Source organism: Acinetobacter sp. 479375, assembly GCF_000581715.1.
Taxonomy (GTDB): domain Bacteria; phylum Pseudomonadota; class Gammaproteobacteria; order Pseudomonadales; family Moraxellaceae; genus Acinetobacter; species Acinetobacter ursingii.
Map to the genome: position 1 here is coordinate 153,497 of NZ_JEZN01000006.1, position 24,210 is coordinate 177,706.

General features: G+C 41.4%; 23 protein-coding genes and 1 rRNA gene. 12 read left to right on the forward strand and 12 right to left on the reverse strand.

The window, feature by feature from the left end:
- Nucleotides 1–5: 5 nt before the first annotated feature.
- On the reverse strand, nt 6–1,280 hold the full coding sequence (locus J500_RS07550) for an MFS transporter (RefSeq protein ID WP_004995073.1): 1,275 nt from the start codon (nt 1,278–1,280) through the stop codon (nt 6–8).
- Nucleotides 1,281–1,414: 134 nt separating this feature from the next.
- On the opposite strand from J500_RS07550, the gene J500_RS07555 reads away from it, so the two are divergent.
- Nucleotides 1,415–2,308: a LysR family transcriptional regulator gene (locus J500_RS07555; protein WP_004995071.1), complete on the forward strand. Its 894-nt coding sequence runs from the start codon at nt 1,415–1,417 to the stop codon at nt 2,306–2,308.
- A gap of 6 nt (nt 2,309–2,314) precedes the next feature.
- On the opposite strand, the gene J500_RS07560 is transcribed toward J500_RS07555, so the two are convergent.
- Nucleotides 2,315–3,118 (reverse strand): AraC family transcriptional regulator, encoded by an 804-nt coding sequence (locus J500_RS07560; RefSeq protein ID WP_004995068.1) that lies wholly within the window; start codon nt 3,116–3,118, stop codon nt 2,315–2,317.
- A 116-nt stretch (nt 3,119–3,234) separates the two neighbouring features.
- On the opposite strand from J500_RS07560, the gene J500_RS07565 reads away from it, so the two are divergent.
- Nucleotides 3,235–4,155 carry a DMT family transporter gene (locus J500_RS07565; RefSeq protein WP_004995065.1) on the forward strand — a complete coding sequence of 307 codons (921 nt, stop codon included), beginning with the start codon at nt 3,235–3,237 and terminating at the stop codon, nt 4,153–4,155.
- Between the two features lie 42 nt (nt 4,156–4,197).
- Here J500_RS07565 and J500_RS07570 read toward each other — a convergent pair whose 3' ends face one another.
- The gene (locus tag J500_RS07570; protein WP_004985425.1) at nt 4,198–5,442 is read right to left on the reverse strand and encodes a YhjD/YihY/BrkB family envelope integrity protein; all 1,245 of its coding nucleotides are present in this window, start codon (nt 5,440–5,442) and stop codon (nt 4,198–4,200) included.
- Between the two features lie 109 nt (nt 5,443–5,551).
- On the opposite strand from J500_RS07570, the gene wrbA reads away from it, so the two are divergent.
- Nucleotides 5,552–6,142, forward strand: coding sequence for an NAD(P)H:quinone oxidoreductase (wrbA, locus tag J500_RS07575; RefSeq protein ID WP_004995064.1), 591 nt, complete (start codon nt 5,552–5,554; stop codon nt 6,140–6,142).
- 185 nt (nt 6,143–6,327) lie between these two features.
- Here wrbA and J500_RS07580 read toward each other — a convergent pair whose 3' ends face one another.
- The 4 genes from J500_RS07580 to J500_RS07595 all read right to left on the reverse strand — a co-directional run bounded on the left by J500_RS07580 (nt 6,328) and on the right by J500_RS07595 (nt 9,126).
- On the reverse strand, nt 6,328–6,702 hold the full coding sequence (locus tag J500_RS07580) for a hypothetical protein (RefSeq protein WP_034698956.1): 375 nt from the start codon (nt 6,700–6,702) through the stop codon (nt 6,328–6,330).
- A 194-nt stretch (nt 6,703–6,896) separates the two neighbouring features.
- Nucleotides 6,897–7,472, reverse strand: coding sequence for a xanthine phosphoribosyltransferase (locus tag J500_RS07585; RefSeq protein ID WP_004985432.1), 576 nt, complete (start codon nt 7,470–7,472; stop codon nt 6,897–6,899).
- An 86-nt stretch (nt 7,473–7,558) separates the two neighbouring features.
- Nucleotides 7,559–8,275, reverse strand: a complete 717-nt coding sequence (locus J500_RS07590; RefSeq protein ID WP_004985435.1) for a DUF3108 domain-containing protein — start codon at nt 8,273–8,275, stop codon at nt 7,559–7,561.
- Nucleotides 8,276–8,430: 155 nt separating this feature from the next.
- On the reverse strand, nt 8,431–9,126 hold the full coding sequence (locus tag J500_RS07595) for a hypothetical protein (RefSeq protein ID WP_005002076.1): 696 nt from the start codon (nt 9,124–9,126) through the stop codon (nt 8,431–8,433).
- Between the two features lie 238 nt (nt 9,127–9,364).
- On the opposite strand from J500_RS07595, the gene J500_RS07600 reads away from it, so the two are divergent.
- Nucleotides 9,365–10,246 carry an energy transducer TonB gene (locus tag J500_RS07600; RefSeq protein ID WP_034698958.1) on the forward strand — a complete coding sequence of 294 codons (882 nt, stop codon included), beginning with the start codon at nt 9,365–9,367 and terminating at the stop codon, nt 10,244–10,246.
- A 24-nt stretch (nt 10,247–10,270) separates the two neighbouring features.
- Here J500_RS07600 and ybeY read toward each other — a convergent pair whose 3' ends face one another.
- The 3 genes from ybeY to miaB form a co-directional block, all read right to left on the reverse strand.
- The gene (gene ybeY / locus J500_RS07605) at nt 10,271–10,750 is read right to left on the reverse strand and encodes an rRNA maturation RNase YbeY (protein WP_034698961.1); all 480 of its coding nucleotides are present in this window, start codon (nt 10,748–10,750) and stop codon (nt 10,271–10,273) included.
- Between the two features lie 78 nt (nt 10,751–10,828).
- Nucleotides 10,829–11,911 (reverse strand): PhoH family protein, encoded by a 1,083-nt coding sequence (locus tag J500_RS07610; protein ID WP_004985450.1) that lies wholly within the window; start codon nt 11,909–11,911, stop codon nt 10,829–10,831.
- A gap of 40 nt (nt 11,912–11,951) precedes the next feature.
- Nucleotides 11,952–13,403 (reverse strand): tRNA (N6-isopentenyl adenosine(37)-C2)-methylthiotransferase MiaB, encoded by a 1,452-nt coding sequence (gene miaB, locus J500_RS07615; protein WP_034698964.1) that lies wholly within the window; start codon nt 13,401–13,403, stop codon nt 11,952–11,954.
- Nucleotides 13,404–13,704: 301 nt separating this feature from the next.
- Here miaB and J500_RS07620 point away from each other — a divergent pair, with 301 nt between their 5' ends.
- The 4 genes from J500_RS07620 (at nt 13,705) to J500_RS07635 (ending at nt 17,990) form a co-directional block, all read left to right on the forward strand.
- The gene (locus J500_RS07620; RefSeq protein WP_034698968.1) at nt 13,705–15,690 is read left to right on the forward strand and encodes a lytic transglycosylase domain-containing protein; all 1,986 of its coding nucleotides are present in this window, start codon (nt 13,705–13,707) and stop codon (nt 15,688–15,690) included.
- A 44-nt stretch (nt 15,691–15,734) separates the two neighbouring features.
- The gene (locus tag J500_RS07625) at nt 15,735–16,397 is read left to right on the forward strand and encodes a ribonuclease T2 family protein (RefSeq protein WP_034698970.1); all 663 of its coding nucleotides are present in this window, start codon (nt 15,735–15,737) and stop codon (nt 16,395–16,397) included.
- 169 nt (nt 16,398–16,566) lie between these two features.
- On the forward strand, nt 16,567–17,553 hold the full coding sequence (locus tag J500_RS07630) for a malate dehydrogenase (protein WP_004985458.1): 987 nt from the start codon (nt 16,567–16,569) through the stop codon (nt 17,551–17,553).
- 188 nt (nt 17,554–17,741) lie between these two features.
- Nucleotides 17,742–17,990 (forward strand): DUF2789 family protein, encoded by a 249-nt coding sequence (locus J500_RS07635; protein WP_034698972.1) that lies wholly within the window; start codon nt 17,742–17,744, stop codon nt 17,988–17,990.
- Between the two features lie 22 nt (nt 17,991–18,012).
- Here J500_RS07635 and J500_RS07640 read toward each other — a convergent pair whose 3' ends face one another.
- Nucleotides 18,013–18,540 carry a hypothetical protein gene (locus tag J500_RS07640; protein ID WP_034698974.1) on the reverse strand — a complete coding sequence of 176 codons (528 nt, stop codon included), beginning with the start codon at nt 18,538–18,540 and terminating at the stop codon, nt 18,013–18,015.
- Nucleotides 18,541–18,665: 125 nt separating this feature from the next.
- Nucleotides 18,666–19,277 (reverse strand): 2OG-Fe(II) oxygenase, encoded by a 612-nt coding sequence (locus J500_RS07645; protein WP_005002081.1) that lies wholly within the window; start codon nt 19,275–19,277, stop codon nt 18,666–18,668.
- Between the two features lie 140 nt (nt 19,278–19,417).
- Between J500_RS07645 and J500_RS07650 the strand changes: the two genes are divergently transcribed.
- The 4 genes from J500_RS07650 to J500_RS07665 all read left to right on the forward strand — a co-directional run.
- Nucleotides 19,418–20,275: a 23S rRNA (adenine(2030)-N(6))-methyltransferase RlmJ gene (locus J500_RS07650; RefSeq protein WP_034698976.1), complete on the forward strand. Its 858-nt coding sequence runs from the start codon at nt 19,418–19,420 to the stop codon at nt 20,273–20,275.
- A 36-nt stretch (nt 20,276–20,311) separates the two neighbouring features.
- The gene (pssA, locus tag J500_RS07655; protein ID WP_004985472.1) at nt 20,312–21,145 is read left to right on the forward strand and encodes a CDP-diacylglycerol--serine O-phosphatidyltransferase; all 834 of its coding nucleotides are present in this window, start codon (nt 20,312–20,314) and stop codon (nt 21,143–21,145) included.
- A gap of 21 nt (nt 21,146–21,166) precedes the next feature.
- Entirely contained in the window at nt 21,167–22,240 is a 1,074-nt protein-coding gene (locus J500_RS07660) for a DUF6670 family protein (RefSeq protein ID WP_034698978.1), read from the forward strand.
- A 446-nt stretch (nt 22,241–22,686) separates the two neighbouring features.
- Nucleotides 22,687–24,210 (forward strand): 16S ribosomal RNA (locus J500_RS07665); the annotation flags it as partial.

A 24,210-nucleotide genomic window follows, 5' to 3' on the forward strand; every position in this document is an offset into this window, starting at 1 on the left:
TCAAATCATTGATTTGATGATGCTTGCAACGGTTTTGGCGCGGTCATCACGATAAAAATGGCCGCAGCAACCAGTGCCAGTGTCAGATATACAACAGCATGCCAACCGCCGTATTGCCAGAACCATCCCCCTACTGAACCAATGATGCTTGAACCCAAATAATAAAATAACAAATACAGTGCAGTTGCATGCCCTTTGGCCTGTTTTGCTTCAAGTCCCACATTGCTGCTGGCAATGGCATGTGCAATAAAATAACCCGTGGTAATGGCTGCAATTCCAATAATAATCGCAAATAAACCAGCGTTTAGGGTGAGCAGAATTCCCGCCAACATAAAACCAAAACCCATCAACATTGCCATTTTTCTGCCAAATTTGTCTACCAGAGAACCTGCAAGCGATGAGGAAATCATCCCTAAACTATAAGACAAAAAGATGAGACTGATCTGGGTTTGACTGAGTTGATAAGGCGCAGCAGCCAAGCGAAACGTGACATAATTAAATAAGGTGACAAAAATACTGGTAATGAGAAAACCGATCGCATAAATACGAACCAGTCGAGGATTTTTTAAATGATTTTTCCAAGCAGATAAATGAAACTGAAGCTGTATCCCTTTTTGTGCAATAAAATTTTGAGATTTAGGAAGTAACCATAAAAATCCTAAAGCGCAGATCAGGCAGATTCCACCTAATACCCCCAACGCAACACGCCATGAGAAATATTGTGTCAGTAAACCCATTCCAACACGACCCATCATGCCACCAAACGCAGTTCCTGCAATATATAGCCCCATGGTTTTACCCAAATGAGCGGGATGAATTTCCTCAGCAATCCATGCCATTGCAACAGCGGGAACACCTCCGATCACAAAACCTTGTACCGCACGGGCAATGAGTAAAATATGCCAATTGGGTGCAAAGCCACACAAAATATTCAGTAGTGCGGCTAAGCCCATTGAAACGAACATTAGACCTTTGCGACCTAAAGCCTGAGAAAAAGCACTGGACAATAAAATGGAAACTGCCAGTAATCCAGTGGTCAGTGACAAGGCAAGCGCACTGGTACCTGGGCTGATATGAAATGTATGGGTAAATTCAGGCAATAATGGTTGCACACAGTAAATCATGGAAAAACTTGCAAAACCGAGTAAAAATAGTGCAAGTCCTGCTTTCAGGTAAGCAGATGTGCCACGGCTAATCCAATGTTCAGTATTGGTCTTATGAATAATTTGAGGTGAATCAATACCGCGTTCAGACTCGCTTACTGTTGAAGGAATCGTCATGAAATAAACCAAAGTGTTTTTAAAAAGAAGAGAGTGTGTTGGCAGTGCTTGCCTAGCTGCCAACAGGGTGAGAATAGCAATCTGAGTATTATTTGTCTAATATATATAAATATCAATCACTATATGTTTTATATATGGAACTGCGTCATATTCGTTATTTTTTGGTGGTTGCAGAAGAAAAAAGTTTTACTCGTGCAGCACAGCGTTTGGGGATTAGTCAGCCGCCCTTAAGCATGCAAATCAAAAATCTGGAAGATGAGATTGGAACAGAGTTATTTTATCGTTCGTCGCATGGTGCAGAATTGACCGCAGCAGGGCAGGTTTTTTTGAATGCGGTACAGCCGATTCAACAGCGAGTGGACGATGCTGTGAGTTTGGCTCAACAAATGGCGAACGGTGAATTAGGACAATTACGTCTGGGTTTCACTGGAACCGCCATGCTTAATCCAGTCTTACCTCATAGTATTCGTTTGTTTCAGCAGCAATACCCTAAAGTCCAACTTCGTTTAGAAGAAGGAAATTCTTTGGTTTTAATTGATCGATTGTTGAATGATCAGCTTGATATTGCTTTAATTCGTCCACCCCATCATGTGCCTATAGATATTCATATTCAGACTTTAATGTACGAGCCGCTAGTGGTAGTGATGCCTTTAGAACATGTGATTGATCAGCAACAAGACATCCAGCTTAAATTGTTAAAAGATGAAAATTTTATTATGGCTGCACATTCGGTCAGTGCAGGTTTGCATGATGCTGTACTGGATGCATGCCGTAGTCATGGACTTGAACCCAAAATTGGACAAAGTGCCCCACAAATTGTATCGATTGTTTCACTGGTAGCTGCAAACTTGGGTGTGTCATTGGTGCCAGCCTCCGCCATGCAATTAGGCATTAAAGGCGTACAGTATTTACAAGTGGCTGAACCTAAACCCGTAGTGGGGTTCTCTCTTGCTTATCGACGAAATACGCATGCCCAAGCTGCGATCAATTTTTCTAGTCTTATTCAGTCTTTACTGAAAAACGATTAAATGCATTTACCCTGCCGAAAATGTTTTTCTAAATTGATCAGGGGTAAGGCCCATCCAGCGTTTAAATAGATTAATAAAAGCTGTCGCACTGGCATAACCTAAATCTAGCGCGATACTTTCTACCGTATGACCTTGTTCAAGTAAGGGGAGTGCCTGCATGACGCGTAAGCGTTGTCTCCATTCATGTAATGACATGCCAAGTTCACTTTGACTATAGCGTGCCAACGTTCGCTCGCTGGTATTAACCAGTTGTGCCAATTCTGCCAAGGAACGATGATCAGACGGATTTTGTTTTAAATGGTCAAGTAAAGGCTGTAACAATGGATGTGACGTTGTAGGTAGATAACTTCCTACAATTTGAGCACGTTGAAGTTGATCTAATAACACATACAATAACCGTAAATGTTCATCTGGGCTTGTCTGTGCCACTTCATTATTTTTAAGATGTTCCATAATCGCAGGAACCAGTGCAGAACTAAGAAGAATTCCTGCATGTTTTGGCATGTGCTGACATAAAGATTCATGAATATACACCGTACAATGTGTCACTTTTGTCCGATTCAGTCCGCTATGTTTTAAATGCGGTGGTAGCCACAAACCATAAGGCGGTGGGGTTAAATAATGAATTGAATCGACATTTACCTCCAAAACACCATGATAAGCGTAAATAAATTCTCCCCATGCGTGTTCATGTTGCGGATAAATGGTTTCGGCAGGCGCATCTCTCACCTGACACCAGAGCGGTGCGGGAATATCATTACAGGCAGGGATTTCCAAAAATTTTTTGATGAGATGCGCTGTTTTTTTCATAGCGATATTTGAGTTGAGTTGCCTGTATTGGGTGATAAGTTGTCTGATTTGAATTATATCATTTAAATAGGTCAGCGCTATAGTCCATTTTCATTGATTGAATAAAGGAATAGACGGTGGATGATCGGAAGGTGTTAGATGCTCGTGCATCTAGTCTCATGGTCGTGCTCTGCATGATATGGGGCTTACAGCAAGTGATTTTAAAAATGGCTGCTCCTGATATTTCACCCATCATGCAAATCGCATTACGTTCAGGGCTAGCCGCAGTTTTAGTCTTACCACTTTTGTGTCGAGAAAGAAATATCCAACTTTTGGCACCCGTTTATTTGCGCTCAGGGCTATTGGTGGCTTTTTTCTTTGCGCTTGAGTTCTTTTTACTCGCTGAAGCCATTCGGCATACCTATGCTTCGCATACCGTAGTATTACTTTATACAGCCCCCATTTTTGTTGCATTGGGTTTGCACTGGAAACTTCCCGCTGAACGTTTAAGCATTTTACAATGGTCAGGAATTGGCATTGCTTTTTTGGGAGTTCTCTTGACTTTCATTCGACCACAGACCGTGCAGGGAATTGATACACAATCAATTTTGTGGGGCGACGGTTTAGCACTTATGGCCGCAATCGCATGGGCTGCAACGACCATTTCGATACGTCTGACGCCACTTTCCCAAGCACCTGCTACCCAAACCATGTTTTATCAAATGTTGGGTGGTTTCATTGTATTGATGATTGTGGCATGGATTACAGGGCAAACTCAGATTCACTTTACACCATTGGCAGTGGGGAGTCTGATTTTTCATACATTTGTCGTTTCTTTTGCGAGTTTTCTGGCGTGGTTCTGGCTATTAAGAACGTATTTGGCTTCACGTTTAGGAGTGTTTTCATTTCTTACCCCGATTTTTGGGATGGGATTTGGTGTTTACCTGCTCAATGAAAAACTGGAACTAAATTTCTTGATTGGAACGGCTTTGGTGTTGCTGGGTGTGATTGTGGTCAGTCTGCCAGGTTGGATACAATCGAAGAGGCTTAAAATCTAAATATGAAGATACCGTTTTAAATCAAACGATATCTTCAAATTATTATTTCTCTTCAAAAATAGTTGAAAGAGGAATAGCCAGTTTGGCAGCCAGATAATCATCCGATTCAATCAAGGCAGGCCCTAGTTTTTGCATCCATTCATCATCAGGGTGAATATTTCCAACATCCTGACGACGCGGTAAGGAAAAAGGTAAAGCGGTATAAAATGACCAGAAATCGACTTGTGATAAATTTCTAACTAAAACATATTCATCTTTATCGGTACGTTTGATCAAGTTCTGCTTTTCTAGCATTTCCACATAGCCTGGCCAGCGTCCAATTTCACCACGTCCCATAATATCCAGTGCTTCAAGATCCGTCACACTCTCGCCTAATTTTTGTTTTTTATAAAAAAGTTCCAGTACATCCAATAGCATGAGCACAGGGTGTCGAGTCTGAATTTTTTGTGAATGAAAGGCGGTCAGTGCATAACTGACTTCAACGCCAAGAAGCACAATATTCCATGAAAGAAAAATCCACAATAAGAAGATGGGGATCGCAGCAAAAGCACCATACACCAGTTCATAACTGGTAAAATTAGACATCGCGAAACTAAAAATGTTTTTGAGTAATTCAAAGAGTGTGGCACTAAAACAAGCTGCAATGATGGCCGAATAAATGGGAATCGTCCGATTTGGAATCGTCCAATATAAAAAGAAAAATCCAATAATCGTCAATCCAAAAGAAATTAGCCATAGCACAAATGCACCATTGAGTTCATAACCTGCAAAATTATTGCTGAGGATATTCATGGATGCGACAGCAGAAGAAATGACGAAGGCACTTCCTAATAAAATAGGCCCAAGTGAAATAATGGTCCAATAACGCATAAAACCGACGATGCCACCACGAGTTTCACGCACCCGCCAAATACGGTTAAATGCGGTTTCAATGGTACTAAGCATCATCACGGTCGTAACAAACAGAAATAACACTCCGATGACAGTCAAATTACTGGATTTCTCGGTAAATGAATTTAAAATTCGATCAAAGGCAATGGTACTTTTGGGCAAAAAATTACTATAAATTAGTTGCTGTAACTGTTGTCTAGCAGGTTCTAAGGCTTTGATCGATGAGATAATCACTAAGAAAACCGTCAACATTGGGACCACTGCAAATAACGTGGTGTAAGTCAGCGCCCCTGCATGTTCACGACAACGATCTGCTTCAAAACGACGCAGTACAAACAGGATAAACTGAAACCATGTCTTATCGTAAAAAGGTAACTTTTTTAAAAAATTCAGCATAAAAATAAAGTCTCATTTTTTTGATCTTTTTAGGTTTTCCACGTAAAGCTTAACCAAAAAAGGCCATAAATATCGTATAGTTTTGTTTTTAATACCTCATTTTAAAATTATGCAGTCTTATATTCTTGTCCTTTATTACAGTAAGTATGGTTCAACCAAACAGATGGCACATTTGATTGCCAATGGCGTAGAAGCCGCAGGTATGCCAGTAAAAATTCGAACCGTGCCGCAACTGGCTACAGTCGTTACAGAGGCACAGCCAAGTGTGCCAGCAGAAGGCGAGCTCTATTGTACTTTAGATGATTTGGCACATTGTTCAGGTCTGGCATTGGGTTCACCCACGCGTTTTGGCAATATGGCCAGTGAAATGAAGTATTTTTGGGATCAAACCACCAGCCTTTGGCTAAATGGAGCATTACATGGCAAGCCTGCGTGTGTATTTACTGCATCGGGTTCTATGCATGGTGGTCAGGAAAGTACTCTGTTGACCATGCTTCCGCCTTTATTTCATCACGGTATGTTAATTTTGGGTTTGCCCAATTCGATTGCGGCGCTGTCTAATACGAAAACAGGTGGCACCCCTTATGGCGCAAGTCATGTCAGTGGCCCAAGACATGATCAGGAACTAAGTCAGGATGAAAAAATATTGTGTGAAGCAATGGGCAAGCGTTTGGCTGAAGTTGCGCTAAAATTATCTTGAAATCCAGATCATAGCGGTACGCTGTGTTAAATCATATTCCAATCGCGATGTATCGATTTTTAAAACGAGCCATTTTAAATGGACAAACTTTAAATCGACAAAAGGCTAGATTTCTTTCAAAACGGTTGGGCTGTTCTTTATTTTTTCTGCGTAGCAGAGAAATAAAAAGCACTTCCGAAAGAAATCTACTGCTTAAAACGATAACCACATTTTAGGCATTTATAATCCTGAAAAATATTTTTATCGATCATTACGCCCGCTTTTTTCCCAAAACGATTACCTAAAAAACCACCCGTAATTCCAACACTAATCGCACCGACAAAGGTTCCGACTGTTCCTCCTACAATCACTCCTAAAGGTCCTGCGACAGTGCCAATAGCCGCACCTACCGATGCACCAGAGGCCGCACCACCTACTGTTCCAGCGGCTGCGCCTGCTGAGGTTAAAAGTACACCACCAGCTTTTTGTAAAACTTGTTCATGATTGCGTTGTTCAAGATCGGTCGAACCACATTTAGGGCAGACTACTTTTGTTTCCGTTTCTTTTGGCGCTTTACCCATGTAATTCAATTTCCTATTTTTCTTCAAATCATTCTAGCCGAATCATAGCTCAATAGTTTAGCGCAGTTGTAAATGAAATGATGAAAATAGCAGAAAAATGCGAGTAAGCGTTAAATGATACTGTTTAAAATCTGACAGAAATAAAAAAAAGCGCCGAAGCGCTCTTTTAGATCATTCAAGGAATTTTGCTCGAATTATTCTTTGACAAAGGTCACTTTACCATCGGTTAATGATTGAACTCGTGCTAGAGATTCAACGCGATAACCTTTTTCGATCAGTAGATCACGACCAGACTGGAATGATTTTTCAATCACAATTCCAACGCCTACAATTTCGGCCTGAGCTTGATGAATCAAATCAATCAAACCTAAAGCAGCCTGACCATTTGCCAAAAAGTCATCAATCACTAAAGCTTTATCGCTTGAGTTGATGTGTTTATTGGAAATGGCAATGGTACTTTCAGTTTGTTTGGTAAATGAAAATACTTTGGCACGGTACAAGTCATCTTTTAGAGTCAATGATTGATATTTGCGTGCAAAAATCACAGGAACACCCAGTTCAAGACCTGTCATAATCGCAGGCGCAATACCAGATGCTTCAATGGTAATAATCTTGGTGATGCCTGCATCTTTGAAACGAGCAGCAAACTCTTTACCAATTTTCTGCATCAGTACAGGGTCAATTTGGTGATTTAAGAAAGCGTCGACTTTCAAAACTTGATCAGATAGAACGATACCTTCTGTTAAGATTTTCTGTTCTAGTGCATGCACGGGAGAATCCTCTAGGGCGGATGCCTTTTCAGCAAAAGCGTATTTTAAAAAGCATCCAAAAAAATGCAAGCCAAAATCGACAATTCTTAGTTAGTTTTACCAGAATAACCTGTTAATAGCAGCCCATAAGAAGTTTTTTCATCGACATGACTGACTTTCACAGGTAAGTAATCCAGTTTAGGGGCTAACCAAAATGTGGTATTACGACCTGGTTTATTGTCATATTGAATAATGACTTTAATGGTATTGAACGTACCATAAGGGGTTTTGATATTTTCAGTCCCTTGTTTCACAAACCGGCGCGTATCAATACCTTTGGCATCCGCAATTGGGTAGGTGGCTTTTATACCATTTCCCTTTAAATCTTCGCGAATTTGTAATTCAGCATTGAGTTCATCAAGCACACCCGCTTTCCAAGCAAATGAGCGTTTTTTATCATCTTTTTGAGTGTTAATGGTTTTGCTGGATGGGTTGAAATTGATATTCATGGTGTTGTTATGCACCAAAATCTTACTGCTACGGCTAAATTGCTGTGAACTAATTTGCCCATTATTAAAGCTAAATTTACTAATTTCACTGGCAGAAGCAATCACACCTGCTTTCGCAGAAAAATCATAAGTCCAGTTATTGCCTTGTTGGCTCAAGGTTCGTGTTCCTGAACCCATATTTTTCCCATTATAGGAAAATTGATAACTTGCCTTAAAAGGACTCATGGCGAGTGCATGACTGGAAAAGCCTGTAAATAACAGTGCTGTGGTCAGACTAGCTGCCAAAGTCATGGTTTTCGTTACATGAAGTGCCATAAGAAAGTTCCTGATGTCATAAATGAAATAGTGAAAAAGTCTTCAATCATTCCAGATAGTATTACATTTCGTGATGAAGAAAAACGCAGTATTTCCGTATGCATTGTTTCATTATGTTGATATTTAATGTCTTTATGCGTGTTTTGTTTCTGAGCTTATTCATTTTTTTGTCGTATCGGAGTGACCGTGGTTTCTGCAAGTTCTAACTCTTCTTCGGCAGCATCCTCTTGATCTCTTGGTTTACTCAGTCCTTTATTAAAGAGTGCCATAAAGTTGACATTGCCCAGTACCACCAGCTCTGCTTCTCTGAGTTGTGCATGATTAACATGAACTTTGGAAAGTGCATCGATCACACTACGGTTTTTGCCTAGCCAGCGATTTAAATCTAAAAATAAAAGCTCATCTTTGACTTTGACTACCTCGAAACGCTCAAGAATCGGGCCGAGCGGATCTTTGCGCAATATTTTGTGATAGAAAAAAACATAACTATTAAAGGCGATTTTCTGTAAGGTATTTTTAAATTTGGCTTCAACAACCTGTGTGTCGCTAATTTGTTCAAAGACCAGAAGTTGGGTGTCTTTATTGAGCTCCATTTGGATCAACTTTAAATCGACCGAAAGTGTGGTACTCAATCCTTTAAAATGTAACGTGGCATACAAACGTAGCCAACCCTCGTAGACATCGGCATGTAAATCATCCAGAAAACTGAGATTATCCGTTACATAGCGTTTGAAGGTGGCATTTAAGAATACTTGTGAAACTGGAATTTCGCGTTCTTCTTCGATAAATTCTTCGGCTTTTTCATAAGCTCGACGCAAATGTTTAGAAATCGATGACAGTAATGTTGGCATAAAGGCTGTCCAAAAAATAGCTGTTTTGGTCGATTGCAAAATTACAATCTAATCTAAAACATGAAAAAAATGAGTTTATTTGTTGCAGTTTAGCAAAATTAATTGCTACATTTTTAAAACTTCAAACCTTATTGTTATTGGTTTTGAAGTAGGTCACGCTTTTATTTAAAAATGAATAATGGTTTTATTTTATCCTGTTTTCACAGGTGGGGATGCAATATTTTGTTAGTTGAACACAATGTTTAAAAAAAATGTAGGTTATTTTCCAGTGATTCGACACTGGTGGCAGGATTCTATTTTATTGGCTGCAATTGCGATTGCAATCGTGCTGCATATTTTCGTTTTGCTGATTCATTTCGCCATGCCTGCGCCATCGGATACTGCGACCAAAGAAATTGCGGTATCGATCCGTCCAAGTACTGATCCGGTTGAGCATGCCGACTTTTTAGCACAGGCAAATCAAAAAGGATCTGGAAAATTCCATGATTCACACCGTATGTCGAGCGATATGCCCAAAGCCATGCCTGATCAAAGCTCAGGCGAATCTGCAACACAAACCCTTGATCATATTCAGCAACAACGTGAGCTAAAATTTGAAGAAAAAGTGCTGATGACGGTATTAAGCTGGCAAAAACAGGCCGAAGAAAACCAGCGAAAAAAAGCACAGGATGATTTACAAAGCCAGTTTCAAGCTAAAGCAGCCATGGTCGCGAGCATTGAGGCGCAATATTTACAGCGTCAGCAGAACTTTAGCCGACAGCAACGGATTAAAACCGTAGATGGTATTCAAGCCAAGCAAGATGCATCAGCAGCCTATTTAAATAAGTTCCGCGAAAAAGTAGAGTTGTATGGCAATCGTTATTATCCAGATGAAGCCAAACAACAAAATTTAGCAGGCGAAGTTCGACTCATGGTGGTGCTGAATGCACAAGGTGGGATTCGCGCGATTCGTTTAATCGAGAGTTCTGGACATCCAATACTGGATGAGGCTGCCAAAGCATCGGTACGCCGTGGTGCACCGTTTGGTCGTTTTGATACAGGAATGAAGGATATTTCCGAATTACGGATTATCCGAACATGGAAATTTAACCCAGCTCAGGCCGAGTTTGAAGTGCATTAGACGTATTCATTGAAATACTGAAAGCTACCGCTCCAAGTATGGATTTTCCAATCCCAACTTAGCTAAAATTTCGATTTCTAGCGCTTCCATTTCTTCTGCGTCTTCATCACTCAGTTCATGGTCATAACCCAGTAAATGCAAAGTACCATGTACCAGCATATGCATAAAATGATCGTGTGCTGTTTTATATTGCTCAATGGCTTCTTGTAGCACAACAGGAATACAAATGACCAAGTCACCCAAAGGGCGGGCATCCAGTAAAGGTAAAACTTCTTCAGGAATATCACTCGGAAAAGACAGTACATTGGTCGATTTATCTTTACCGCGATATTCCAGATTTAGACGATGACTCTCTTCATGATCGACACAGGCAATCCCAATTTCACAATCACTGTCAATATCCACATGACGTAATGTCACTTCAATGGCTTTTTTAAGTTGAACACGCTTCAAGACTAAATCAGAAGATTTAAATTCTTGTTGTAAACTAAGATTAAGCTTCAAACCTGATCCTTCATAAAAATAGGGGAATGCATGGCAATCCCCTGATTTTGTAAGTTGATAGACAACTTGATGAATATATTAAACTTCCTGATGCTGGGCATCCGCCGCGGCATCATGTTCATTCATCAAGGCTTCTTGACGTGCTTTGCGTTCAGCACGTGCTTCTGCACTTAAGCGATTTTGTTCAGAGTCCCAGCCTTCATAGGCTTCAACAATTTTCTGAACCAGTTGATGACGTACCACATCACGTGAATGAAAACGGGTAATGTGAATTTCTTTAATCGGTTCTAGTACACGTAAAGCATGCGCCAAACCAGATTGTTGTCCACGCGGTAAATCGACTTGCGTGATATCGCCCGTAATGACAGCACGTGAACCAAAGCCTAAACGGGTGAGAAACATCTTCATCTGTTCAGGCGTGGTATTTTGCGCTTCATCCAAAATCACGAAAGAATGATTCAGTGTACGACCACGCATATAGGCAAGTGGTGCAACTTCGATCACCTGACGTTCAATCAGTTTGGCAACTTTTTCAAAACCCAACATTTCATATAAAGCATCATAAAGAGGACGCAAATATGGATCGATTTTTTGAGCTAAGTCACCTGGCAAGAAGCCGAGTTTTTCACCTGCTTCAACGGCAGGTCGAACAAGGAGGATACGCTGGATTTCATTGCGTTCCAGCATGTCGACAGCCGCAGCAACGGCAAGATAGGTTTTACCTGTTCCTGCTGGCCCGATTCCAAACGAAATGTCACTTTGTAAAATACGCTGCACATAACGCTTTTGGTTGGTACCACGAGGGTTAATACGACCTTTGGGAGTTTGTAGCCAGACATTATCCAGACCTGTATGTTCCTGTTCGGAATCATCCATAAGCTCTCGATCAGTCTGACTGCCCTGAATCATCAGGTGTAAGATATCGGCACTAATCTGGCTGGAAATTTCTGATTCATCGTAAAGACGCTGGAGCAGTGATTCTGCTCGTTCGACTGCATCAATGTCACCATCGATGTAGAACGCGTCACCACGATGAGTTATTTGTACATCTAAACGCTGTTCAATCTGCTTCAAGTGACCGTTGTATGCACCTAACATGCTTTTTAAACGGGTCATTGAAACGCCGGGAAAAGTAACGGTACGTCGAATCGCTGCAGTCAAAGAGTTATCCTTTTTCTAGCCTTGTTCTAATACCCTTACATTACGCCACGTCAGGCTCAAGATTCAAGAGTTCACCATAAACTAAATTCAAAGTTTTGATCTCGGTAATCTCAATCTCTGCGAAGCGTCCCACCCATGAAGGATCTCCGATAAATGTAACCAGTCGTGTATTGTCCGCAGTCCCGACTAAAAGATCTGGATTTTTCTCGGAAACATTTTCAATCAATACTCGTTGTACTGTACCTAACATGGCATCAGTTTTACGGATACTAGACTGCTTGATCCAATGTTGAACTTTGCCTAAACGCTCTTTTTTGACTGTCTCGGATGTCGTATCTTCTAGCTCAGCCGCGGGTGTCCCAGGGCGTTTTGAGTAGACAAAACTATAAGAATGATCGAAATCCAAATCCTTGATAAATTGATAAGTTTCTTCAAAATGCTCATCGGTTTCACCCGGGAAGCCAATAATAAAATCGCTGGATAAATGCATGTCTGGGCGGATTTTACGGAGTTTTGCAATCTTCTCGATATACACATCAATGGTGTGGTTACGCTTCATCGCTTGTAACACGGCATTTGAGCCACTTTGTACAGGCAAATGCAAATGAGACACCATTTGTGGTAAGTCTCGGTAGCATTGAATCAGGTCATCAGAGAACTCAAGTGGATGCGAAGTGGTATAACGCAAACGTCCGATGCCCGGAATTTCTGAAACGAGTCGTAACAATTCAGGGAAGGTACAAATTCCACCTTCGAAAGTTTCACCACGATAGCCGTTGACGTTTTGGCCGAGCAATGAAATTTCACGGACACCTTTTTCAGCCAATCCTGCGATTTCAGCCAGTACGTCATCCAAAGGACGTGACACTTCTTCACCGCGTGTATATGGAACTACACAGAAAGAACAGTATTTAGAACAGCCTTCCATAATAGAAACAAATGCTTTAAAGCCTTCTACGCGTGGTTCTGGTAAAAAGTCGAACTTTTCAATATCTGGGAAAGAAATATCAACCAGTTTGATTTTGTCTTTTTTCGGTTTTTCTACTTGAGCATTATGTTGATCAAGCATTTGCGGTAAACGGTGTAATGTTTGAGGGCCAAAAATCATGTCTACATAAGGCGCACGTTTTTGAATATTGTCGCCTTCCTGAGACGCAACACAGCCCCCAACCCCAATAATCAGGTCAGGATTATGTTCTTTAAGCTTGCGCCAGCGCCCTAACTCACTAAATACTTTTTCCTGAGCCTTTTCACGAATCGAGCAGGTATTCATTAGTAGAATATCGGCTTCTTTCGGATCTGTAGTTAGGACATAGCCATGAGAGTCGCCTAAAAGATCTGCCATACGATGACTGTCATACTCATTCATCTGACACCCTTGAGTTTCAATATACAATTTCTTGATTGAAACATCTTGGGTGTGCGCTGGCTGGGTGACAGTGTTTTCTGAGGCAGCTTTGGCACCATTAGGAATGAAAGTTTGAACCGTCATGTAGGCTCCTAAATAAAGTAAACCGGTCTATCGGGATTTGATCCGACGAAAGCGCGCAATTGTAGCAGTATTTGCGACAAAGATCGCGAAATAAATAAAGTGGCTAAACATTGAGCTTCAAATCAAGATATTTTGCAGCCTGTTATAAGTAAGTGATTCGCTAATATGGTTGATTTTTCAATTAAAAAAATGTGAATATTACTGTTGCTGAATCAGCAGTTTACATAACACAACAGTAGCGGGCGTCAAGAGTAATTACACTAGCAGAGCGCAGAAGTGATTGGGGTTTAAAAAAGCGTCTATGGCATGGAAAAAAAAGAGTAAATTTTCAGTGGCAGTTTTCTTTAAAAATAAATGGATTTATACCAGTGCGATCAGTGTCTTAACATCACTTTCAGCATCTGTGGCTTTTGCTGCTGAGGAACAATTTAACGATGCATTACGTGCTGCCAATGCAGGCGATTTAACTGCGCTCGATCAATACCAATTTTCCATGCAAAATGATGTGCTAGGTTATTATCCAGAATATTGGAAACTTAACACTGATTTAGGATTGCAGCCTGCCACCACCATTATTAATTTTGCCAAGCGTTATCCTAACTCTGCGATGGCTGAAAAATTATCGGCAGATTATGTCGAAGAAAAAGTTAAACAAGGAGATTTGGCAACTGCTCAACCTGTATTGCCGTATGTAACCAATCCAGATCGTGCTGAAAGCTGTGCTGTGGCACAAGTTCGCGCCAGTTCAGGTGATCCACTGGTATTTGCTGAGTATAAAGATGTCTGGCTCACTACCAATACCCAACCTGAGTCCTGTAACGGATTGGGACGCATGATGCAATCCAGCCCACTGATGTCTGCGCAGGATAAACAACAACGTTTGTGGGGGCAGTTACGAGCAGGTCAATCGGGACTGGCTCTGTCCACTGCGCAAACTTTAGGCATGAGTTTATCTCTTGCACAATTGAATCAGATTCAATCCAATCCACTGAATTATTTATGGTCTGCGCCTAAAACTTCTCAGACCGATTATGCCTATCTAATTTTTGCTTTAGGTCGTTTAGCAGATAGTGATTTAACTTCAGCATTGGGCAATGTAAAGCGGCTTGCAGAAGGCACACCGCCCGATGTTCAAAAATATTTATATCGCACGGTGGGGTACATCGGCGGTACCACAGTCATGAAAAATAACTTTAATCGTGAAGTTTTAAATAGTTTTGATTTAAGTTATGGCTATCCCTTCAGTCCAGAAGAAGCGGAAGTGTATGCGCGCCAAGCCATCCGCTTTGGTTCATGGGAAAGTGTGATTCGTGCCATTGATGGCATGTCGGTCAGTCAAAAGCAAGAAGATCGCTGGCAATATTGGTTAGCGCGTGCTTTAGAACAGCGCAATGATCGGCAGGCAAAACAACAAGCGCAGCAGATTTATCAAAAATTGGTTCAGTCAGGTGATGACTATCATAATTTGTTGGCGCGGGATCATTTGGGGAAAAAATACAATGATATTCCAGCTTACACCCAAGCGACTAATAATGATTTACAACGATTGAATCAAGATATTCATTTTCGACGTGCTTTTACTTTGCGCAATGTCAATGCGCCGGATAACTATGTCAATCGTGAATGGAACTGGGCAGTACGTCAGGCTTACTTAAAACAAGATGATGGTTTATTGCTGGCTGCTGCGCAACGTGCCAGTGAAATGGGTTGGTATGATCGTGCGATTTACGCGGCAGACCGTACGGTCAATAAACATAATTATGCCTATCGTTATGTGATGCCCCATCAAGTCACGGTGGTGAATCATAGTCAAAATGCAGGAATTGATCCTGCGTGGGCTTATGGTTTAATGCGTCAGGAAAGTCGCTTTGTAACCTCTGCACGTTCGCATGTCGGGGCAGGTGGACTCATGCAAATTATGCCTGATACAGCAAAACTGATTGCCCGACAAATGGGTGAGACTTACAACCCTGCTGCCTTGACTGATATGAACACCAATGTGCGTTATGGAACATTTTATTTATCCATGATTCAGGGGCAGTTAAGTGGTAATCCCGTGCTGGCAACCGCAGGATATAACGCTGGGCCAAATCGTGCTCGCCGCTGGCAGCCTGATTTTCAAGCTTTGTCAGCCGATCAATATACGGAGAGTATTCCGTTACTTGAAACACGAGATTATGTAAAGCATGTTATGACCAATGCTGCACATTATGGTGTTCTTTTGGGGCGGGGGCCTCAATCGATAGAACAACGCATGCTTCCCATTCCTGTTCGTAGCACACCTTAAAACAGGATGGCGCTTCTTATGATAACGGTTAAGTTTTTAGTTCGATGAAAAAGAAAAGTTTTACATACCATTGTCTTTCATGGTTGACGGGATGCGTATTATGGGTAAATGTTATTTTATTTGCTCCGAATTTATATGCCGAATCACCACGCTTACAAGGCTATGTCATGCAAATTCAAATGACACCTGCGGTATGTGCGCTAGATTCTTCGCGACAAAAACAGCGTAAATGTCTGGAAGGATATTCCCTAACCATTACAGGCTTGCTGCCTGAAACCAGTCATTCGAGTTGTGAAACTACTTCTGCTCCTACATTATCACCATTACAAGCCAAAGTTGTGGCACGTGTCATGCCTGATGAAAATGCCCGCGCACAATTATGGCGTAGTATTGGCGGTTGTATTCCTATGTCCGCCAGTCAGTATTTCCGAATGATTATTAATTATGCAGAGCGTTTGAAAATTCCTGCGGATTTAACCAGTGGAATCAATAAGGAAATTCAGAAAAATAATCTACAACAACAGTTTGTTCGCTTAAATCCTTCTTTACCTGCCAATGGTATTCGATTGAGTTGTGAATCTTCACGTTCAGAACAGATTTTGACAGAAGTTCAGGTCTGTTATCAGGTCAATGGAACCTATAAGCAATGTTCTAGTCATGTGGTGTCCAATTGTCCAAATGAGTTCACAATTAAAGGTAGTTATTAATCACTTGGTCGCAATTGATTTGTATTTTCTATCAGACTTTTGTTGAAATTCATTCTCTTTTAAATGCATCTCTTGTGGGTTTGGAGTACAATCTTTGCCGTTTATGATTATTAGATTAAATAGACTATCTGTTTAATCATCTTAACGATCCTCAATTGGAGATAATTACATGAAGCAACCCGTTCGTGTTGCCGTTACTGGCGCTGCAGGTCAAATTGGTTATAGCTTGTTATTCCGTATCGCAAGCGGTGAAATGTTAGGCAAAGATCAACCAGTGATTTTGCAATTGCTTGAAATTCCAGTTGAGAAAGCTCAACAAGCGCTTAAAGGCGTAATGATGGAACTTGACGACTGTGCTTTCCCATTGTTGGCTGGCATGATCGGTACTGATGATCCTAAAGTTGCATTTAAAGATGCAGACTACGCATTGTTGGTAGGTTCTCGTCCACGTGGTCCTGGTATGGAACGTGCTGACTTGTTGAAAGTGAACGGTGAAATCTTCATCGGTCAAGGTCAAGCGCTTAACGAAGTAGCAAGCCGTGACGTGAAAGTATTGGTTGTGGGTAACCCAGCAAACACCAATGCTTACATCGCAATGAAATCTGCTCCAGATCTTCCAGCGAAAAACTTTACTGCAATGCTTCGTCTTGATCACAACCGTGCTTTGACTCAAATTGCGCAAAAAGCAGGTGTTGCGGTTGCTGATATCAAAAACCTTACAGTTTGGGGTAACCATTCTCCAACCATGTATGCGGACTACCGTTTTGCAACTGCAAATGGCGTAAACTTAAAAGACAAAATCAATGATGCTGATTGGAATGCGAACGTATTCCTTCCAACTGTTGGTAAACGTGGTGCTGCGATCATCGAAGCGCGTGGTTTGTCTTCTGCTGCTTCTGCTGCAAATGCTGCAATCGACCATATGCGTGATTGGGCTTTGGGTACAAACGGCGAGTGGGTAACGATGGGTATTCCTTCTGACGGTTCTTATGGTATTCCAGAAGGCGTTATTTATGGTGTGCCTGTTACTTGTGAAAATGGCGAATACAAACGTGTTGAAGGTCTTGAAATTGACGCATTCAGCCGTGAACGTATGGACAAAACACTTCAAGAACTTGAAGAAGAACGTGCTGCAATTGCAGACATGTTAAAATAATTAAAAACGATTTCTAATCGTCAAAAAGCATTCCTTAAAGGGGTGCTTTTTTTATGATCATATTTTTTTGCATAATGATGATTTAAAACAAAAAATAACAAGAAGATTAAACGGATATAGATGACAAAACAGCGTATTGTGGTTAACGTGAAGCTTAACTTAGGTCAGTTGATTCATGGAGAATAACAATGTTCGAACAACAACCCACTTTAGAATTATTATTTGAGCAGCTTGGATTGGATGCCAGTGAAAGTGCGATGGATCAATTCATTAAAGGACATCAACTTTCGGCAGATGTAGAGCTGCATGATGCAGAATTCTGGAGCGAAGGACAGCGTCAGTTTTTACAAAGCCACATTGATAAAGATGATGATTGGGCGATTGTCATTGATGAACTCAATCAACAGTTACATATCGATAGTAATCCTAAAGCCTAGGCTTTAGGATCCATGATTCAGTTTAATGTGTTTTTGATCGAATTAGTGTTTTAAACCAATCGTGTTGATGCAATTGAGTAAAAGCTGAATGATGTTGCATTAACTCCAGATCAAACTCAGTGCATTGGCTATATTTTTCTAGCCAATGCCGTGCCAGTGCATACTCGGTTTTAACCGCAGACGCATAAGCCAAAAAGAACAATACATCACCATGTTGTAAATGCGCCAAAGGTTTTAAAATTTGCTGAGTAATCGTGGCAAATTTTGCTTCACGATTCAGCTCATAATACATCATATAGGCTTTGGTCAATTGTAAAGACAAATCTATATAAAGCGACATAGGCATTTCATCAAATTCAACGCGAGATGTCTCTAAAATCGCAATCGCTTCATGTAAAAAGTGCACACGTTCCTGACGGTTGCGACTGATCTCAACCAATTGTAAACGTAAATCCCCACGTTCCAGTGCAAGTTCAGGTGTATTGCCCGCAAGGTAGTGTTGATCAGTTTCTCCGATGCGCTCAACAATCATTTTGCTTGTATCTAGCATGTGGTTCATCCTCTTGGTTTATCGTCATTATATGAGGCTATTCGGCGATTTTAAAAGTGTATACGGGTGAAACGCAGTGTTGCAGCTTTGATGGCATATTTTTAGATCACTATTTATCCAGATCACTATTTAGAAGACCAAATGGAGTTGCCACTGCGTAGCCATGCTGTAATGGAAAGTCTCTGCCGCTTAGAACTTAATACTTCGTGTAATAAATCGCTTTGAAAGATCACCAGACGATTAGGTTCAGGCTCGATGATATGCCATTGTTCATTTTTATCTTGTAAGCGCAGTTGTCCGCCCCAATCGGGTTGCCATTCTGGATGTAAATAATAAACGGCTGAAATCATTCGATCATTTTTTTGTTGGGGATTATCGCGATGTAAGGCATAAAACTCGCCCGCATTATAACAAGCAAAATGCGCTTCAATAGATTGAATCCCAAGAAAAAAAGCACGATTAAATGCCTGTGAAAAATTTTGGAGCAAGTCGATATGCTGTTGCGCAATCTTTAATTTTTCATCAATCCAGAGAATATGGTCACTACGAATTTTACTGACGATACCATTTTGAATGGCAGCTTCGCGGAACTGATTTAAATTGAATAGACATTCATCTAACAATTGACTGGTAAATGGCGCTGAATGTGTTTGGTTGACGATAGCAAAGCCATGCTGGTCTAAATCATCCAGAATTTGTTCGATGTCATGCTGAATCGATTCAGAAATTTGCTGCATTTTGCCTCTCAATCATCAAATAAACCCACCAAAGAAAACTTATCCAGTGTGAGCTTTCGCTATTCTAAAACAACTCATGCACACGTAACTGCTTTTTTTCATGTTAAAATACACGTTAATCTGAGGAATTAATGTAAAAAATGAATTACCGTCACCATTTCCATGCGGGCAACTTTGCTGATGTCATGAAGCATGTACTCTTGCTTCAATTGTTAACACGTTTAAACGCGAAAGATAAGCCTTATCGTTATATTGATACGCATGCTGGTGCGGGAAAATATGATTTATCTCTGGCACCTGCACAAAAATCAGGTGAGTTTTTAACGGGTATTCATCGACTGGTTCAACTGGGAGATATGGAAAAACGTCAGGCTCCTGAGGGCGTACAACAATATCTCAAACTGGTTGAAAATATCCGCGCTGAACAAGGTAAGGGAACTTATCCTGGATCGCCGTGGTTTGCCCTGCAAGCGATGCGTGAGATAGATAAAGCCACTGTTTTTGAAATGCAACGCGATGTCTTCCAACAACTTCGTCAAAATATTCGCGATAAACGCATGGGTTTGCATGAGCGTGATGCTTACGAGGGTTTACTTGGTGTGATTCCTCCAAAAGAAAAACGTGGTTTGGTCATGATCGATCCGCCTTATGAGTTGGAGCGTAAGGACTTTCCACAATTGGTTGAGCTTTTGCAAAATGCCTATAAAAAATGGCCAACAGGCGTATTTGCTGTTTGGTATCCGATTAAGGATCGCGCCATGATTGAGCGTTTTGAAAAGAAAATGATGAAAACGGGCATTCGCCGTCAGCTCATTTGTGAGATTTGTGTTTGGCCCGATGATACGCCAGTAGGTTTAAATGGTTGTGGTTTATTGGTGATTAATCCACCTTGGCAATTTTCAGAAGATGCCGATCACGCCTTACAATGGTTATTTCCACATTTGCGTATGCAGGAAAATGGCGGTCATGCCGCAGTTCGCTGGCTTGTAGGTGAGTAAAACTTATCATTCAAAGCATATTTGAGATCAACAACAATGACAAACATACAAAAGCCTAACCATGAATCAACTCAGAATGACCATCCTTTTGATGGTATTACCTTTGAAGTAGTTGAAGAGGAACAGACTCAGGAAGGCCAAAAAGTTAAACGCCGTGGGATCTATTTGTGGCCAAATTTGATCACGACTGCTGCGTTGCTTTCAGGTTTTTATTCGATTACTGCGAGTATGAATGGTGAGTTTTTACAAGCCATTTATGCGATTTTTCTTGCAGCCTTACTGGATGGACTCGATGGACGTGTCGCACGAGCAATTGGTGCGCAAAGTGCGTTTGGTGAGCAATACGATTCATTATCCGATTTATTAGCGTTTGGTGTTGCGCCTGCTATTTTGATGTATAGCTGGAGCTTGCATGATCTAGGTCGTATTGGCTTGGCATGTTGCTTTATTTATACCGCTTGTGCTGCGTTTCGTTTGGCGAGATTTAATGTGCAAATTGGTGTGGTGGATAAACGCTATTTTATCGGTATCGCCAGTCCATTGGCTGCAATATTGGTGATTACCCTGATTTGGGTCAGTCGAGATTATCCGTTTGTTTTCGATATTCGTGATATTAAGGTACAAATCGCTTATGCAATCTACATGGTCATTGTTGCGATCTTAATGATCTCAAATATTAAATATTATTCTTTTAAACAAATGGATCGTAAACGTGTGCCATTTGTGGTGATGTTGCCCGTTGTGCTGATTTTTGCAGCAATTACTTACAATATTCCAATGGGGATTTTAATCGTATCCATTATTTATGCAATTTCAGGTTTTGTGACAACCTTGTTCGCACGTAAACAAAGTCCTACTATAAAGACATAATGCTTATGAGTGAGGTTCAGTATGCAAATGTTGATGAGTTCGCTAGAACAGTCTACACGCCTGAACCTCAAACTCAGCCAAACCGCTTTGCTTGCTTATCATCCGCCGAAAGGACGTTTTAAAGTCGTTTATCATGGACTGATTCTACCTAATCTACCAGCACCTCTTCACTTTTTTAATTTTATTAATTTGCTGGGTCAACCCAAAATTCCATTGTTTCATAATCCAAGTATTATCAAAGATAAAGCTTCCAATACAGCCAGCGTAATGATGGCAGTGAGTCCACATCAGATAGGACATTTAAAAAGTTATTGGCTTAACCAGCAGTGTCAAATCCATCCATACCATTACCAATTTGATCAAATTGACCAGTTCAAAGGAAATTTTCCACATTTTGAAATTCAACGTCAGGATCGTGAGTTAGAGTTGAATCTCAAAATTCAAACGACGGAAAACATTACTCACTTTGTCCCATTGAAATGGAATTTATTTGAACATTGGTCAATATTGTGTCATTGCCAAGGACATTTAAAATATCAAAATCAACATTATGAAATTAGTGGTATGGGAAGTTTTGATTATGCCCGTGCTGCAAATATTCCTTATCTTCCATTGGCATTTTATACGCATCAACTGATCAATCTAAATGAAAACACACAAGTGATTTTGAGTCAGGTGCGCAATCAATGGAATCAGATCATTTATTCCAGATTTTATTTGCGTGGCATCAATGGAGAAAACCTCTTTATTGATAAAAAAGTCTACTTTCATGTTCATCGTGTTTACCCAAAGATTACCACGCCAAATCATCGTCAAATGTACCTTCCTCGAGAGTTTTCTTGGTATGTAGAGGAAAATGGACAGCCCATTTTTGAAATCAAAGCACAAAGTCGAGGGGATTATAAATTCGGAGTAGGGGCGGGTTTTGCTGGAAGCTTTCGTTATCATGCGCGTTTATACGATCAGGACTTTGAAGGTGAAAGCGCGTACTGCGAATATATTGATATTCGACCTTTAAATTGGCAAGAAAAAAACCAAACACAAATTCTTGCGGATGAATTCCTTCAAGCTCAGCCTTGTTTGCTTAAGAAATAATCAAACCCGTCGAATATGATCAAAACATAGACGATGGAGTGAGATCTTTAAAAAAAGGGGTTGCGTTGGTTGTGGAATGCTGTAGAATGCGCACTCATCGGCGGTGATGCAGATAAAAACTTGTTGAAAAACAGGGTGTTGGTTGGGTCTTGAGGGATTTGATTGATATTTTGGTTGAGTAAAATGAGTTTTAAAAATATCTAAATTGCCTGTTGACTTTTAAGAGATTGAGAGTAATATAGCCGACCTAGCTTGATGCTGACGAAGCATGAAGAAGATCATTAAGAATATAGAAGAACAACTTGTGTGGATTTTTACTAATTAATTGATCGAAATATTATCATTGATTGATTGGTTTAAATTACTCGAAGTTTATTTGAGAGAGTTTGTCAGTAATTGATGAGCCAGAATTGGCGTCTTGTCTTAACTAAGACGCAAAATGATTTTAACTGAAGAGTTTGATCATGGCTCAGATTGAACGCTGGCGGCAGGCTTAACACATGCAAGTCGAGCGGAGGTGAGGTGCTTGCACCTTATCTTAGCGGCGGACGGGTGAGTAATACTTAGGAATCTGGCTATTAGTGGGGGACAACATTTCGAAAGGGATGCTAATACCGCATACGTCCTACGGGAGAAAGCAGGGGATCTTCGGACCTTGCGCTAATAGATGAGCCTAAGTCGGATTAGCTAGTTGGTGGGGTAAAGGCCTACCAAGGCGACGATCTGTAGCGGGTCTGAGAGGATGATCCGCCACACTGGGACTGAGACACGGCCCAGACTCCTACGGGAGGCAGCAGTGGGGAATATTGGACAATGGGGGGAACCCTGATCCAGCCATGCCGCGTGTGTGAAGAAGGCCTTATGGTTGTAAAGCACTTTAAGCGAGGAGGAGGGTGCTGGTATTAATACTACCAGCTACTGGACGTTACTCGCAGAATAAGCACCGGCTAACTCTGTGCCAGCAGCCGCGGTAATACAGAGGGTGCGAGCGTTAATCGGATTTACTGGGCGTAAAGCGTGCGTAGGCGGCTAATTGAGTCGGATGTGAAATCCCCGAGCTTAACTTGGGAATTGCATTCGATACTGGTTAGCTAGAGTGTGGGAGAGGATGGTAGAATTCCAGGTGTAGCGGTGAAATGCGTAGAGATCTGGAGGAATACCGATGGCGAAGGCAGCCATCTGGCCTAACACTGACGCTGAGGTACGAAAGCATGGGGAGCAAACAGGATTAGATACCCTGGTAGTCCATGCCGTAAACGATGTCTACTAGCCGTTGGTCTCTTTGAGGGATTAGTGGCGCAGCTAACGCGATAAGTAGACCGCCTGGGGAGTACGGTCGCAAGACTAAAACTCAAATGAATTGACGGGGGCCCGCACAAGCGGTGGAGCATGTGGTTTAATTCGATGCAACGCGAAGAACCTTACCTGGTCTTGACATAGTAAGAACTTTCCAGAGATGGATTGGTGCCTTCGGGAGCTTACATACAGGTGCTGCATGGCTGTCGTCAGCTCGTGTCGTGAGATGTTGGGTTAAGTCCCGCAACGAGCGCAACCCTTTTCCTTATTTGCCAGCACTTTGGGTGGGAACTTTAAGGATACTGCCAGTGACAAACTGGAGGAAGGCGGGGACGACGTCAAGTCATCATGGCCCTTACGACCAGGGCTACACACGTGCTACAATGGTCGGTACAAAGGGTTGCTACCTAGCGATAGGGTGCTAATCTCAAAAAGCCGATCGTAGTCCGGATTGGAGTCTGCAACTCGACTCCATGAAGTCGGAATCGCTAGTAATCGCGGATCAGAATGCCGCGGTGAATACGTTCCCGGGCCTTGTACACACCGCCCGTCACACCATGGGAGTTTGTTGCACCAGAAGTGGATAGTCTAACTGCAAAGAGGACGTTCACCACGGTGTGGCCGATGACTGGGGTGAAGTCGTAACAAGGTAGCCGTAGGGGAACCTGCGGCTG